The following is a 14,442-nucleotide window of genomic DNA, read 5'->3' as shown; positions in this document are numbered from 1 at the left end:
CCGCCACACGATGCCAGTGGCCACACATGGCGCCATAGCGATCAGGAACTGTTTGCGATCACCAAGTTCGGGGTTGGCGCTGTCGTGCCGGGGTATGAGAGCGATATGCCTGCATTTGAGGATGTGCTGAGTGATGAGGAGATCATCGCGGTACTCGGTTATATCAAGAGTGTCTGGTCGGACGAAGAACGCGAATTCCAGCACAATCTCAATCTTAAAGACGGGAGGGCGAGATGATTGCAGTCCCCAAAGAACATCGCCCGCAGAAACGGTTCAACCGGCTGATCTATTTCTTACCGCTTGGCATAGCATTGATATTGGGTGTGGCCCTAGCGAAGGGATTAACTCTTGATCCCAACACACTCCCCTCTGCCCTGTTGGGTAGACAGGTCCCGGAATTTGACCTTCCACCGGTAAAAGGTCGAACACAAGGTTTGTCGAGTACAGATATCAGAGGTGAGGTGTCGCTGGTCAATGTTTTTGCCTCCTGGTGTGTTGCGTGTCGCGAAGAGCATCCCGTGTTTATGAAACTGGCTCGCGACGGCACCGTCCCACTGCATGGCCTGAACTATAAGGATCAACCTGACGACGCTGCAGAATGGCTCGATAGTCTTGGTGATCCCTATACGAGAACCGGCGCGGATATTAATGGACGTGTGGCGATCGACTGGGGCGTCTATGGCGTCCCCGAGACCTTCGTTGTCGATGCGAAAGGGAACATTGCATACAAGCATGTCGGGCCGGTGACGGAAAAAGTGATGGCCGAGACCATTCTGCCAAGGGTCGAAAAATTGCGTAATGAGGCCTCAGGTGCCGGAACTGCGGAGGCACCTCGATGAAGAGCCTCTTGGTGTATATGAACCTGAAAGTGGGGTTTGCCGCTGGCATCATACTGGTGGTTGTTACCACATTGACCATAGTTTCGTTACGCAACGAGAAGAATGTCACCGATCAGGCAGCGGACAATGTAAGGCAGAGTCAACAGCGCTCGTTTGTCATGCATGATGCTCCCCGGCCTCTTCCCGAGTTCGGGTTCGAAAACGTCGAAGGTCAACCCATGACATTGAGTGATTTCGAGGGAACGGTCGTCTTGCTGAATGTCTGGGCTACTTGGTGTGTTCCATGCCGGGAGGAAATGCCGACTCTGGATGCCCTGCAGGCCGAACTCGGCAGTTCGGAGTTCAAAGTCGTTGCCTTGTCGATCGACCGGGCCGGAGTGGATGTCGTGCAGGATTTCTATACCGAAATCGGCATCCGGAATCTGGACCTCTTCATCGATCCAACCATGAAAACCACGACGGCTCTGGGCATCCCCGGTTTACCGACGACGCTTCTGATTGACAGGAACGGCCGCGAGCTTGGTCGACTTGTCGGACCGACCGAATGGGCGACAGCAGAGATGATAGATTTTCTTAAATCCCACATCTACACCGATTGAGGAAGGAACTCCTATGACCGAGATACAACAAGCCAAATCCGGTAATACCTCGCTTGGGCATGACGTGGTTCATGCCGTTCGATATTACCTGAAGGGACGTCGCGGTGTATTTGTGCTGGCTGGAACTGCCCTTGTCGCTGGGCTTGCATTTAACTGGAGCTGGCTGGTTGCCCCGGTATCGCGCCATTGCTCGTCTCCGTTCTGCCGTGCGTGGCGATGTGTGCGCTGGGTTTGTGCATGAACAAAAAGGCCTGTTCATCGCAAAAGAGCGCCAGCGATATCGCCCCTTCATCCGATGAAACCCCGAAAAACAGTCTTCCCGGCAACGAGGCCGGAAGGTCCCCGGCTGCATCAGGCGCAAATATAGCGTCTGTAACACCCCAGTCGGGACATGAGTCCACAACCGAAAGGAATGTTAGAGATGCGTAAATCAATCAAACTCACCGCGTTTGCCACAATGATGGTCGCGGGACTGGCGACAACAGCCCTATATGCCCAGGAAGCCCAAACTCCGGACAAGCAATCCCCGATGATGGAGCATGATGGCAATTCAGGCATGGGGGATATGCAGGGCATGATGGGTATGATGAAGATGATGAGCCAGATGGGGCCGATGATGGAGCAGTGTACTGAAATGATGGCTGCTATGACCGATCACATGCCGCAGCCTTCCGACAAATAACATCGTGACATGGCACCCGCCCGGGACAAATACCCGGGCGGGATTTTCCACGGGATCGTTTCATGACATCGCATAATTTCAACCGGTTACGTTTCGTCCGTTCTATATTATGGGGGATGGTTGTTCTTGCTGCCCTACTCTTTGGCGGCGCATATATCTTTCAGGCTTCCGACCACAAGCAGATGTCGTCGGGGGCCGAAGGGACGGGAGAAGCCGCAATTCACTCCGATTTTTCCTTGACCGATCATCAGGGAAACCGTGTAACCGAAGCAAGCTTCCCGGGGCGTTGGCAACTTGTCTTTTTCGGCTTCACACACTGCCCTGATGTTTGTCCGACCACACTGGCCTATATGGCAGATGCGCTTGACCGAATGGGGCCTGAAGCAGACCGCGTGGCACCGTTATTCATTACTATTGATCCGGTACGCGATACGCCTGACGTCATGGCGGAATATGTCGGGGCCTTTCATCCGGCCCTGATCGGGTTGACCGGCAGCGAAAAGGATGTTGCCGCAGCCGCCGAAGCCTTCCGGGTCTATTCCGAAAAGCTGGACGACGATACCGCACCGGACGGCTATTTGATGGCCCATTCCGGGCATATATATCTGATGGCACCGGATGGCCGTTACCAGACTGTCTTTCGGGAAGGAGACCAGTCGGCAGAAGACATGGCAATCCGGGTTCTTGCGATCATGAACGGGAATACAATATGAAAAGAACCGCCATCGCCCTCGTTATGACCTTGCTGACAGCACTACCGGTTTCTGCCGAGAGCCTTGTCGAAATATCTGACGCCTGGGCACGTGCCACGATCCTGACATCCCGTCCGGGGGTGGCATATCTTACGATCACAAGTGCTGCGGCCGACCGCCTTCTGGAAATCACTACACCTGTGGCAGACCATGTGATGATACATGATGTCGTCAAGGTCGATGATGTTCGCCGGATGCGACATGTCATGGCTCTGGATGTTCCCGCCAACCGCCCGGTCACTCTGGCGCCGGGGGCAATGCATCTCATGTTGGCGGGATTGCATGAAAAACTCCGTGAAGGACAGAAGTTTCCCATGACATTGCGCTTTGAAAACGCAGGCGAGATTAGCATTGACGTCGCCATTCTTGGCATAGCTGCCGCCGGGCCGCAGGGGGAAACAGAATGATCCGGTGGTTGTTTTTGATCCTGGCGTTGACGGCCTCACCTGCTTTTGCGAATCATCCCGGTGAAGACCTTGACGAGGTGATGGCGGATAAAGAGCCATATTTTGAGGTGACAAACACCGGAAAGGTTCCAGAGATAGAACTTTTCAACCAAAATCAAGGTCGCTTTAATTTGAGCGACCTTGATGATCAGATACTTATTTTAAGTTTTGTGCCAAGGGATTGTGGTGCAGCCTGTGCAGAACAGCAAACCCTACTGGCGTCCTCTCAGGCGAGGCTGAATATTAGCCCGATGCGGGAAATGGTCACGTTCATTACCGTTCATTCCGAAGATTTTTCAGATACTCCTTCTTGGGATCTGGTGAACTGGCGGCCTGTTATGCCGTCTTCGGATATCAGTGCTGTAACTGTTGCCGATAAATTCGCCAAATTGAGCCAGCGTGACGGGTCTGCACCGATGATTCATATTATCGATCGGAATACCCGCCATGCCGGTATTTTTCACGGCACGAGTTTCAATCAGATGAATCTGATCCTTTACGTGAACGGATTGACAAACGCTGCCCACCCCCCCAAAGCCGCCTGTTGAAAAGGGGTGGCTGGATCAGTTAACAGACTGGTTCTCAAAAGTAGGAAAAGAGCCCTGAACAAAGATAGGCTTAGCACTGTTTGGTTAGCTGACCTTCCTGTTCTCTGAATACTTGGTTCCTGATTTTACGGAATACAGATTAATGCCTGAACTTTCCAATATCGGCATAATAAGCGCGTTCGCCGCAGGCCTCATCTCGTTTCTCTCGCCATGCGTGCTGCCTCTGGTTCCCGGATATATCTCCTATATCGCGGGTGGTGCCTCTCTTTCGACCAGAACGGAGGCAATCCGAGTTGGTCGATTGTCATCTCTTGGTTTCAGCCTGTGTTTCGTTTTGGGCTTCACCACGGTTTTCGTCCTTCTGGGGGCCAGTGCAACAGCACTTGGTCAGTTCCTGCTCGGATACCGGTTCGAGATGAATCTGATTGGTGGCGGCATTGTCATTCTGTTCGGGCTGTTCATGCTGGGAACGCTCCGTCCGGCGTGGATGATGCGGGAAGCGCGCTTTCATCTTGATCTGCCTGGTGGGCGTGTGGTTTCGGCATATACTCTTGGACTTGCTTTTGCGTTCGGCTGGACGCCGTGTATCGGTCCTGTTCTCGGCGCCATTCTGACCGTCAGCGCCGCGTCGGCAACGGTCAGCGATGGTATTGCATTGCTGACCATATATTCCGTGGGGCTAGGTGTGCCGTTTCTCCTGGCGGCACTGTTCACCGAGAGCCTGTCTGCCAGATTGAAATCCATAGGGCGTTTCGGGCGGTTCCTTCGTGCCGCGGCGGCCTTGATCATGATTGTCATGGGCGTGGCCATGGTGACCGGTTATATGTCCGCCTTTGCGTTCTGGCTGCTGGAAACATTTCCTGTTCTGTCGTCTATCGGCTGATCCCGCCTGTCCGGAAGAATTCTGTTGACCTTCCTTTTGCTGGATAGCGTAGCCTTTAACCTCGATATGAAGGAGGTGCAGAATAATGTCTTCCGAAACCGACCCATTGGAGCATGTCATTTTACATGCTTTCAGATATGCCTGCTGGCAGGAAAGGCTTGATATTGCCGAATTCATGCTGGCAGCACTTGAAAAACTTGATCAGGAGCATACGGACTATGTCTCCGAGGATCGTCCGTTGATGGATGCGTACCGCGATTTGACGTCTAGCCTGTAACATCGCAAGAATTGATATCTTGCTTCTTTCACTTCCGGCATTGCCGACATCAAATGCTGTTGTCCTAAGTGCATGACAGTGCCTCCAGCACAGGACATTCCGGTACGTCTTCTCCCGAACATCGTGCAGCCGTCTCCGCCAAGAGCTGTTCGATCCGTTTCAGGTCGGCGATTTTTACGCGCACGTCAGCAAGATGGCTTTCCGTACGCTGTTTGACCTCCGAGCAAGTTTGCAGCTCACCATCCATGAGATCAAGCAATCCCCGGATATCTTCAATCGAAAACCCCAGTTCGCGGGCGCGCAGAATGAACCGCAACCGGGAAACATGTGCTTCATCATACAGCCTGTAACCCGCTTTGCTGCGTGGCGGATCGGGCATCATGCCGGTCTTTTCATAATAGCGGATGGTTTCAGGGTGACAGCCCGTCACCTTCGCCAGTTCGGCACGTTTCAATAGCCTCCCGGAATTGTGATCGTCCATAAGGTCAAAACCCTCTTGAGCCTGTAGCAACTACAGACTGTAGCTTGGATCAGGAACGAGCTTGAGGCAAATCACATGAACGATATCAAACCGGACCCTTTATCGCCCGATGACGGGAAACAGGCAAAAAGAGGTCTGCTTGCGGCTGGCGGTGTGACCGGGGCCATTCTTGCATCGGCCTGCTGTGTCGCACCACTCCTGCTTCTGATGCTGGGTGTATCCGGGGCCTGGATCGGCAATCTGACGGCCCTTGAACCTTACAAACCCCTCTTCGCGACGGTGGCACTGATATTCATCGGGCTGGGGTTCTGGCAGGTCTATTTCAAGACAAAACCGGCGTGCGACGAAGGATCTTACTGCGCCCGCCCCGAATCCGCCCTGATCACCAAATCCGTCCTGTGGTTCTCAACCGTGCTGGTGGGGCTGGCCCTGACAATCAACTGGTGGGCATCGCTATTCTATTAGGAGAAATCGACATGAAACGAACAGACATTATCGTGGCTGGGGCATTTGCTCTGGGACTGGCTGCCATGCATCCGGGAGGTCTTCTTCCGACTGCGGCACAAGCAGCCAGTGCCACATCGCAGGCTGAACAAACAACCGTTTTCGACATCGAAAACATGACCTGTGCCCTGTGTCCGGTAACGGTTAAAACCGCAATGGAAGCTGTCACCGGCGTAGCGGCAGTCGAGATCAATTTCGATGCCAAAACCGCAACGGTCATCTTCGATCCATCCGTTGCCAGTGGTGAAACCATTGGGACCGCTTCGACAAATGCCGGTTATCCGGCCAGGGCGCGGGATTAGACATTGCACCACAACACCATTTTCAAAACCGGGGTCACCGGAACAATTGTTACCGCGATCTGCTGTTTTACGCCCATCCTCGTTGTCACGTTCGGGGCCTTCGGCCTCTCGGCATGGCTGGGCTGGATCGACTATGTCCTCATACCCGGATTGATCCTGTTCATCGCCTTGGTGCTTTACGGCTATCGGCAACGCAACCGGGCACGCATCTGCTGCAGCACCGATACGCAACCAGTCCCACACAAACCAGCCTCCCGGAAAGGGGAACGACATGAATGATTGCTGCACGCCCCGCAAACAGGGTCAGGAATATGATCTTGCTGTCATCGGCGCGGGCTCGGCCGGTTTTTCGGCGGCGATTACGGCCGCTGAACAGGGCGCAAGGGTCGCACTTATCGGCAAGGGGATGATTGGCGGCACATGCGTCAATGTCGGGTGCGTGCCCTCTAAAACCATGATCCGGGCCGCAGAGGCCGTGCATGGTGCCGGGGCGGCAGCGCGGTTTCCCGGCCTTGCCGGCAACGCCCATGTTGCCAACTGGCGGTCGCTGATCAAAGCCAAGGATGAACTGGTTTCCGGTTTGCGTCAGAAGAAATATATCGATCTGCTGCCCGAATATGATGGCATCAATTATCTCGAAGGGGATGTTGTATTTAATGACAGCGGTCTTCTGCTTGACGGCAAAAAGCTTGTTGCAAGAAAGACAATCATTGCAACCGGCACATCCCCGTCATTTCCCGATATTCCGGGCATTGAGAATGTCCCTTGTCTGACCAGCACAACGGCACTTGAACTTGATCAGCAGCCACAATCACTTCTCGTGATTGGCGGGGGATATATCGGTTGTGAACTGGCTCAGATGTTTGCACGGCTCGGCAGCTCGGTTACGCTGGTGACACGGTCACGGCTTCTTCCCGAAGCAGAACCGGAAATTACTGCATCGCTCACTCAGGAGTTAAGGAATGAAGGGGTATCCGTTCGCACGGGCCTCACCTATGAGCGGGTTGAACGGAAGAATGATAAAACGGAACTGACCATTAACGTTGATGGCCAGGCTGAGGTTCTTTCTGCTGAACATATCCTGGTAACGACGGGCCGTAAGCCGAATACAAACGGATTAGGACTCGAAACGGCCGGAATTGAAGTAAATTCGAATGGCGGAATTGTTGTGGACGCTTATATGCGGACAACGCGTCCTGATGTATATGCCGCGGGCGATGTGACCGGACGCGACCAGTTCGTTTATATGGCAGCTTACGGAGCCAAACTTGCGGCACTAAATGCCTATAACCATGACGAACGGACATATGACAACACAACGATGCCTTGGATTGTCTTCACCGATCCACAAGTTGCAGGAGTAGGTCTCTCCGAGGTTCAGGCACAGAAACGGGGCTTTGTGGTCAAGACATCTGTCGTACCGCTTGATCAGGTGCCCAGATCACTTGCCGCCCATGATACACGCGGTTTGATAAAACTCATTGCAGATGAAGCAACTGACCGCTTGCTGGGCGCTCAGATACTGGCACCCGAGGGCTGTGACAGCATTCAGACAATGGTCATCGCCTTACGTTTCGGCATGACTGCAAAAGAACTTGGTGACACGATCTTTCCGTATCTGACGACCGTCGAGGGACTGAAACTTGCCGCCCAGGGTTTTGGCAAGGATGTTGCCAAACTGTCTTGCTGTGCCGGGTGATGCCATGTGGCGATAATGAGGAATTTGCAATCGTGACACCGGACCTGTTCAATCTGACCGGTCTTGCTTTTGGGCTGGGTTTGCTGGGGTTTATCGAACCCTGCACGATTGGCGCACACATGCTGTTTCTGAACAGCCAGTGCGACCGTCCAATGCGTAGGCGGATCGGAGCCTTGTCAGCATTCATGCTCGCACGCCTGTTGGTCATGGGCGGTTTCGGTGGTGTGACCGTGATGTTGGGACAACGCATGATCGGAGTTCAGACCAACGTATGGCTGGTGTTCGGGGGGATCTATATGGTCATCGGGATTGTCTTCCTGTCCGGTGCAGGCAGACGGTTGCTTCAGCGTATCCGCATAGCACCGGATGGTTGGCGGGTTACGCGCAACCCGTGGGTTCAGGGCATTGCGTTCGGCCTGAACATTCCAGCCTGTGCCGCACCGATCTTGTTTGGCCTGATGGGAGCGGCAACTGCAACAGGTTCCGCCGCGATGGGGTTCGTCCTGATGACCGTCTTTGCTCTGTCGCTATCACTTCCATTGGTGCCGTTTTCTGTCGTGCCGCGATTTGCCTCGTTTCTGGTCGGGCTTACCGACTGGATGCGCGCGCGCCGCTGGTTGACCGGCTTTGTTTTCATCGCCCTTGGCCTATGGTCAATCTGGTTCGGGCTGTTTGTCAATCTGGCAGACTGGGCAGAGGCATAAATTTGGGGAGGCGTCTCTCTACTGATCTGAGGAAGTGATCTGTCGTACGTGGGGATGATTTATGGAAGATGGGAGACATGTGCCTTAGCAGAGGCTTGGCGTAGCCACCATGATTAATGTAAAAGGCTTGTTAAGGGCCTTCCTGTGTCGTGGAAAGCCATTACTTATCAGAACCTTCTGCTTGTGTCATACGTACTGCCTGACGAATTCCTGAATCTGTTTGTCGTTCCATCTCGCGCATTTGAAGCAGCATTGTTGCCATCAGGTCTCTGGCCATTCTGCTTTCTTGCTCCAGTCGGGCATTTTCCTGGCGCAGCCTCACTATTTTACTCTGCTTTGACGGTTTCGTTGTGGCTTCAAGTGATTTCAATCGTGCAAGCACGTTTGGATATTTGTACAGCGTTGTCCTACTGTGCCCGGCTTCGCGCGCAACCACACTTTTACTGATTTTGGATACATCGCTGGAATTCGCTTTGAGAACATTGCGGGCGAGTAGCCGATCAATCGCCATCATGAATGCTGTTTCAACAGATGTAGAGGACATGGTTCGATTACCCAGGATTGCTGTTTTCTGTAGCTGTCGTTTCAGTATTTTCAAGCTTGTTTAGCACCATAATACATTGTTCGAGGCGTTGTTTGCAGAGTTGCGCGAGAGCAAAGTCATCATTGGTTGTTGCCGTTTTCAGATCATCTTGCAATTTGGCCCGGCGGTCTTTCCAGAAGGGCAAATGAGTCTCGTCAAGGACAAGATTTTGACATTCCCAACATAAATCCGGGCGTGCGGCCGACCATAGAGGGGCACTGATCACCCATCGGGCAGAGCAACCGATGGTACAATTCCCGGTTCCCTGTCGAAACAGGCAGGTTCCGAGGGATGTCTTTCCCCAGCGAATATCATGTGCCCGTATACCCGAGGTACGAACGAGTTCTTCAATATCGCGTGGGCGGTCATTTTCCGGACGGTTGTCCAGAGATTTTCCGAGTTGATTCGCAGTCTCTTTCAGTTTTCCACTGAGGGCCCCCGAGACGGTTTTTCTGCCGGCAATCATTTCGCCAATGAGAGAGACCGTTGACTGAACCGCAGCATCATCAAGGATCTGTTTCAGTTCTGGATCCGCATTTATATATCCCTGTTCCGTCATCGCCATACTGATGTGTTTGAAATGCTCCTGAAGCACCGGGAGCATGCGACTGTCGCTTCGGATGACATATTGGGCGAAGGATTTGCGCCATTGATGAGAGGTCACAGTCCAATCCTTTACACCGCTTCTGACAAAGAACCTTCTCTGGCAGCGATTGACCCAACTTAAAGTATGGGCTTTCACATCTTTGGTCAGGCTTTTTGCTCGGCTAAAACCAATAATCAGTTCGTTGATGTTTCTTCGAGTGCGCCAGGGGGCGTACAACCTTTCGATGACAGATATTGCCTTGACCGGAACTGGAAGGTGGTCACTCCCGACCGGGCGCAGTCCGGTGACCCAGGTAACGGGGCGGGGAGACTTCGTTGCCTTGTAGAGATGACCGGAAAGGTAAAATATCTCATGAAGACCGCTGGCCGACGGTTCAATTTTTATGCAATCGGGCAAGGCATTTTGCGCCAGTGGCGTATCAGAGGCTTGCAGTCCCAGCAATTCACTCACTCTGATACCCGACAATCCCTGGATGAGGATCAGGCACGCGTCAGTCAGAGAGTTCATGCGATCGCGTAAATGCTTCCTGTCTGGTGCATGTTTTTCGGCAACCTGCAGGTCTTTGGTGTCCGCGAAATGCCGAGCCTGTAAAATAATATCCTCTGCCGCGTCAAGCATGCACAAGGCGCTGGTCATTATGTGCAAAAATATGGGGTCGGGGACTGGCGGGACGGATCCCTGTTCCCGGCCTGCCAGCTGTTTCGCGACCTCGAACGCTGTCATGCCATGCCAGGGGGCGCTGCCCGGTACAGGAATTCCCGCCTTTGCCAGAACAGGGGCCTGATATCCCAGAGAAACAGGCAATGCGAGATGTTCCATAAGATACACGGCGTTGAGATTGGCTTTATTCTGCTTGTCGATGAGCAGGTTGTCGAGATACTGGTCAAAAGCACAGGTATCAAGCGCGCCGAAATGAGCGTAGCCGGATTTGCCCATCCAGCGGGCAAGATAATGAACCCGCCGGGAGAGCTTGCCCATTGAGCCCGGCTTGTATCTATGTCGCTGTCTTGGGTCGACAATCAATGACCAGACCAGTCGACGATGCGCGTCGAGCAATATCGCCCATTTAGGATCAACGAATTTACTGCCGTCCGGCATGATGAAATCCCAGCGTATGGTGCTGGCTGCAGCGTCGTGACCTGGCGTCAGATTGTCGAAGAACCATCTGTCATCAGACCAGCGGGAATGGCGGTTGATCCTCGTTTCCCGCAGATCTTCCGCTGCCATGAGATGATATGCTGTAGCGGTTTGTATAGGGTTCATGTCATTCGATCAGAATGGCGTGGGTTCTTTGAATGTTTTTGGCCCCATGCCAAACACTCTTGGCCGGGAACTTGCTGAGCCAATTGTTCAGGGCCTTTTGTACCGTTGACCAATATAGCCAGCGACCTGGCGGTAAATCGTGACGTGCTTTCTCAATGGCATTGTGGAGATGAAGCAGTTGTGCCAAAGCGTGTGAATTGTCGGGGATCACGGCGGCGCGAGGACATAGCGGACACTCTCCCCAGGCGGTGCAGAGTTGTCCTGTGGACTGGGATGCGAGAGGAGAATCATAGGGGTCGGTGCATTCAAACCCCGGCGTTGCGGCGCGACCTGTATTGTCTGGAATATTGATACGGTCATCGGACTTTCCGGATGTCCGGATATATCGTTCCCGTCGGTTCAAAAGATTGCCCAATGTTTCCCGTCTGCGGTGCCGGGCCGCTTCCGACACATAATGCGTTTCCGTTGTCTCTGTACGCCAATGATTGAGAATTGCCTGCTGTGCCTTGATATCCCCGTTACTGAGTTGATTGACGATCTCCGAGATGGTGGGGCGAATGTTCGACAAGCTGAAATCAGGGAGTTGATTATCTTTCCTGAAAGCAGAAAGTGCGTTAGGGAAGGTGCAGGTTGCATTGAGATAATGATGAACCCTTCCGTAATTTCTGCCCTGAAATATGAAGAGCATATCATGGTCGGGATCGTGCTCGGCATTTGGTAGTCGTCGGGTCAGCTTTTTGACATTGTTGAAAATGGAAATCGGGCTATCAATCTCTGTGCTGTCTTGAGGATAGGTTCGGACCTGGTCTCCTCTCGCACGTTTCTTCCCGCCGACCACCCGATATCTCGGAGCCAGTTCGGCACTTCCTTTAAGTAAAGAGCTCTCCCGCAGGGCGGATTTTCGTAAAGCCAGTATGGTTTCCGGATTGAAGGCCGTCCTGATTGCCATCATCACGACAAACGGGACCAGAGCGCGCTTCGTTGCATACAGCCACGGGGCAATACCCTTGATTCCTCCGAAAAACTCGATTTGCCGTCTCCGGCCCTTGCAGTCAGCAAAGAATTGTATGCTGTTCGTGACATAGCCATCATACTGATCTTCAATAACTGCCAGCAATGTCTCAAGCTTGTATTCGGTGGGCGACGCGCCAGCCAGCAATCGTTCCCTGCCAGATTGGATGAGATGGTTTCCTTCTTCCCACTTGCTCATCCATGTCTGCATTTCTTTGATGCAGACGCGCTCAATCGTTACAAGATCGGTGATAGCCAAAATTGGTCGATGAGCAATTTTCTCGTTTACGCCCGGCCAGGGGTTTGGCTTGATATAAGCATCCCCGGGGACTTTGCTTGTATATTGTGGATTTTGTTTAAGGTAGCGCAACACAATACGAAGCGGGGAGACTAACCCGGCCTTCGTTTTGACCGTAAGATGATGGGTATCAAGCCAGGAAATATATTCGTTGAAAAGAGTTGTGGTCAGATCCGACAGTTCAAAATGTACTTTTCCCTGTTCGCAAATAAAAGCAAAGAAGCGATTGATAGCTTGAACCTTGTTGGCCTGGGTTGAGGGACCAAATTTGCGAATATGCGAGAAAATGGCCGTAGCAAACGGGACAGACAGATGTTCGGCTTTGAGCCAATCGTCACCGACCTTGATCTCGGCACTTCCGCGGTTGGATTTTCCAGAGCGAGGACAGTTCAGCGTGAGTTGATTCAGTGTTCCGTCAGGTGACAGCTTTTGAATAACCCCGTATTCTCTCTCTTCTTTTTCCGGACTGGCCTGGTTGTTCCTGTCGAAGGCAGGTGCCGCACCCGGGCGATACGTGAGAAAAGATCTGTCCATGCGCTTTCTAGCCATCGCGTAGGGCCTTGAGATACGTATTCAGGGTATCTGTCATGAGTGCTTCCCGAATTTGTACACTCCGCAAATATGTATTGATTGTTGTCGTTATGTGACTATGGCCAAGCAATGTTCGCAGGCTGAGCCAGGGTTCTGCTTTGCCCGCGCGAACCAGTTCAAAATACATGGTAACCGCAAAGGTATGACGGAGGTGATGAAAGCTGTGCAGGGCTTCAGGTCTGTCTGAGGGGCTGGTTGTGCCGTTTTTATGGGAAGGGCACACAAGACCGGCTTTCAGAACCGCGCGCTGAAAGTGGCGCCAGATGGAATGAGCTGTCATTGCTTCACCCGGATTTCTTTTGGCATGGGCGTGATTGACAAAAAGAGCCTCGACAGATGTTTTCGCGCGTCGAACCGCACGGGCCCGTTCTGTTTTTACGTAATGTCGCAGATCATCATGGATTATGCCCGGTACGACAACAGTGCGCGGCTTCAGGCCTTTGGTTTTATACAGAGGCAATGCGACGTTGCTGTAGCTACCATCTTTCTTGAGATTCTTGTATTGCGACAGAGTGAGGTTGGCGCATTCGTCAAGTCGCATTCCTGTGGCGACAGCAAGGCTGGCAATGAGCCGGTCTCTGCATGGACGACGATCAGCTTTGTCTCCGGGGATCGAACCAAGTTCGGCGAGCACTCGTTGAAGAGCTTCGGGAGAAAATGCCTCAGCCGTTTCACTGTTATAGGTTCTCGGAAGCAGTTTACTCGTTTTGACCGTATTGTCGCCGGATTGGACATGCGCCATCCGGGTAATTGCATAATTTCGGGGTTTGATACGTTCTTCGTAAAACTCTTTCGCATCAAGTTCAATCAAGCCTTGCCTGGTCGCCCATTCATAGAAGTCAACGATGGTGCCGAGCCTGCGGCGTACTGTTGCAACAGCATATCGTTTACCGGTTTTAGGTGATTTGCTGCATAAAAGCTTGTCGCGATATAGTTCGATGTCATCGAAACAAGCCGCGTCCCAATCCCTATGAATCAAGCCTAGATATGTGAACCACTCATACAGGTCATAGGTTAAAGCTGTTTGTGTGTTTCCTACCGAGGGAATTCTCGCGGACCGGACGCATTTGTCATGGAGATAGAATAAGACCGGCTCAACAATTCTGCATTCGTCATAGACAAGATAGTGGAAACCGGTAGGGAGACTGTGGCTCTTCACTTGATCCCACTCGGTATCGCGGATGATCGTTGCAGGTCGAACGACATCCGCTGCTTTGGCAACCGTGTAGTAGGGAACTGTCCGCATGCTTCCCTCATTCCAAATGTCGGGCACCGGGTTTTGTTTGTCATCTTGAGGCTGTGATATCAGACCTTACCTGCACCGCCAGCATGCTGGCGGTGCAGGTAAGGTCTGTGGGCACTGTGGCAGCTAA

At 52.7% G+C, this 14,442-nt stretch carries 20 protein-coding genes; 15 read left to right on the top strand and 5 right to left on the bottom strand.

Annotated elements, in window-relative coordinates:
- The 10 genes from B2R48_RS03075 to B2R48_RS03030 all read left to right on the top strand — a co-directional run.
- Positions 1-237, top strand: a 237-nt coding sequence (locus B2R48_RS03075) for a c-type cytochrome (protein ID WP_296997660.1), incomplete at its 5' end; no start/stop codon positions are given.
- Complete coding sequence (locus B2R48_RS03070) at positions 234-839, top strand: DsbE family thiol:disulfide interchange protein (protein WP_063093935.1); 606 nt, start codon at positions 234-236, stop codon at positions 837-839. The genes B2R48_RS03075 and B2R48_RS03070, both read left to right, overlap by 4 nt.
- On the top strand, positions 836-1,438 hold the full coding sequence (locus B2R48_RS03065; RefSeq protein ID WP_258548607.1) for a TlpA family protein disulfide reductase: 603 nt from the start codon (positions 836-838) through the stop codon (positions 1,436-1,438). The genes B2R48_RS03070 and B2R48_RS03065 overlap by 4 nt, the downstream gene beginning before the upstream one ends.
- A gap of 13 nt (positions 1,439-1,451) precedes the next feature.
- The gene (locus B2R48_RS03060) at positions 1,452-1,679 is read left to right on the top strand and encodes a hypothetical protein (protein WP_296997645.1); all 228 of its coding nucleotides are present in this window, start codon (positions 1,452-1,454) and stop codon (positions 1,677-1,679) included.
- Between the two features lie 180 nt (positions 1,680-1,859).
- Positions 1,860-2,120 (top strand): hypothetical protein, encoded by a 261-nt coding sequence (locus B2R48_RS03055; RefSeq protein WP_062959163.1) that lies wholly within the window; start codon positions 1,860-1,862, stop codon positions 2,118-2,120.
- Positions 2,121-2,356: 236 nt separating this feature from the next.
- Positions 2,357-2,833 (top strand): SCO family protein, encoded by a 477-nt coding sequence (locus B2R48_RS03050; protein ID WP_232308421.1) that lies wholly within the window; start codon positions 2,357-2,359, stop codon positions 2,831-2,833.
- Positions 2,830-3,279: a copper chaperone PCu(A)C gene (locus B2R48_RS03045; protein WP_062959161.1), complete on the top strand. Its 450-nt coding sequence runs from the start codon at positions 2,830-2,832 to the stop codon at positions 3,277-3,279. Before B2R48_RS03050 ends, B2R48_RS03045 begins: the two co-directional genes overlap by 4 nt.
- A complete protein-coding gene (locus B2R48_RS03040; protein WP_062959160.1) occupies positions 3,276-3,866 on the top strand; it encodes a hypothetical protein in 591 nt (196 codons plus the stop codon). Before B2R48_RS03045 ends, B2R48_RS03040 begins: the two co-directional genes overlap by 4 nt.
- Before the next feature lie 142 nt (positions 3,867-4,008).
- On the top strand, positions 4,009-4,749 hold the full coding sequence (locus B2R48_RS03035; protein ID WP_062959159.1) for a cytochrome c biogenesis CcdA family protein: 741 nt from the start codon (positions 4,009-4,011) through the stop codon (positions 4,747-4,749).
- An 85-nt stretch (positions 4,750-4,834) separates the two neighbouring features.
- Positions 4,835-5,026: a hypothetical protein gene (locus B2R48_RS03030; protein ID WP_062959158.1), complete on the top strand. Its 192-nt coding sequence runs from the start codon at positions 4,835-4,837 to the stop codon at positions 5,024-5,026.
- A 64-nt stretch (positions 5,027-5,090) separates the two neighbouring features.
- Here the strand turns inward: B2R48_RS03030 and B2R48_RS03025 are convergent, their stop codons facing one another.
- Entirely contained in the window at positions 5,091-5,507 is a 417-nt protein-coding gene (locus B2R48_RS03025) for a MerR family transcriptional regulator (protein WP_062959157.1), read from the bottom strand.
- Positions 5,508-5,582: 75 nt separating this feature from the next.
- Between B2R48_RS03025 and B2R48_RS03020 the strand changes: the two genes are divergently transcribed.
- Genes B2R48_RS03020 through B2R48_RS03000 form a run of 5 tightly spaced genes read left to right on the top strand, consistent with a single transcriptional unit; the run spans position 5,583 to position 8,716 of the window.
- A complete protein-coding gene (locus B2R48_RS03020; protein WP_062959156.1) occupies positions 5,583-5,972 on the top strand; it encodes a mercuric transporter MerT family protein in 390 nt (129 codons plus the stop codon).
- 11 nt (positions 5,973-5,983) lie between these two features.
- A complete protein-coding gene (locus B2R48_RS03015; RefSeq protein WP_062959155.1) occupies positions 5,984-6,313 on the top strand; it encodes a heavy-metal-associated domain-containing protein in 330 nt (109 codons plus the stop codon).
- Positions 6,314-6,316: 3 nt separating this feature from the next.
- A complete protein-coding gene (gene merF / locus B2R48_RS03010; protein ID WP_101270210.1) occupies positions 6,317-6,592 on the top strand; it encodes a mercury resistance system transport protein MerF in 276 nt (91 codons plus the stop codon).
- Positions 6,585-8,012 (top strand): mercury(II) reductase, encoded by a 1,428-nt coding sequence (gene merA, locus B2R48_RS03005; RefSeq protein ID WP_062959154.1) that lies wholly within the window; start codon positions 6,585-6,587, stop codon positions 8,010-8,012. Before merF ends, merA begins: the two co-directional genes overlap by 8 nt.
- 32 nt (positions 8,013-8,044) lie before the next feature.
- Positions 8,045-8,716, top strand: a complete 672-nt coding sequence (locus B2R48_RS03000) for a cytochrome c biogenesis protein CcdA (RefSeq protein ID WP_231886908.1) — start codon at positions 8,045-8,047, stop codon at positions 8,714-8,716.
- Positions 8,717-8,876: 160 nt separating this feature from the next.
- Here B2R48_RS03000 and B2R48_RS02995 read toward each other — a convergent pair whose 3' ends face one another.
- From B2R48_RS02995 to B2R48_RS02980, 4 genes are read right to left on the bottom strand one after another with little or no spacing between them, the layout of a single operon-like run.
- Complete coding sequence (locus B2R48_RS02995; RefSeq protein WP_143588746.1) at positions 8,877-9,260, bottom strand: hypothetical protein; 384 nt, start codon at positions 9,258-9,260, stop codon at positions 8,877-8,879.
- Positions 9,261-9,267: 7 nt separating this feature from the next.
- Positions 9,268-11,133, bottom strand: coding sequence for a site-specific integrase (locus B2R48_RS02990; RefSeq protein ID WP_147251922.1), 1,866 nt, complete (start codon positions 11,131-11,133; stop codon positions 9,268-9,270).
- A gap of 37 nt (positions 11,134-11,170) precedes the next feature.
- Positions 11,171-13,027, bottom strand: a complete 1,857-nt coding sequence (locus B2R48_RS02985; RefSeq protein WP_296997601.1) for a hypothetical protein — start codon at positions 13,025-13,027, stop codon at positions 11,171-11,173.
- Complete coding sequence (locus tag B2R48_RS02980) at positions 13,020-14,315, bottom strand: tyrosine-type recombinase/integrase (protein ID WP_296997598.1); 1,296 nt, start codon at positions 14,313-14,315, stop codon at positions 13,020-13,022. Before B2R48_RS02980 ends, B2R48_RS02985 begins: the two co-directional genes overlap by 8 nt.
- Positions 14,316-14,442 lie beyond the last annotated feature (127 nt).

The organism is Thalassospira sp. UBA848 (assembly GCF_002295455.1).
Classification (GTDB): Bacteria; Pseudomonadota; Alphaproteobacteria; order Rhodospirillales; family Thalassospiraceae; genus Thalassospira.
Note: the sequence above shows the minus strand (reverse complement) of the source record. Positions and strands in the feature narration are given on the sequence as shown.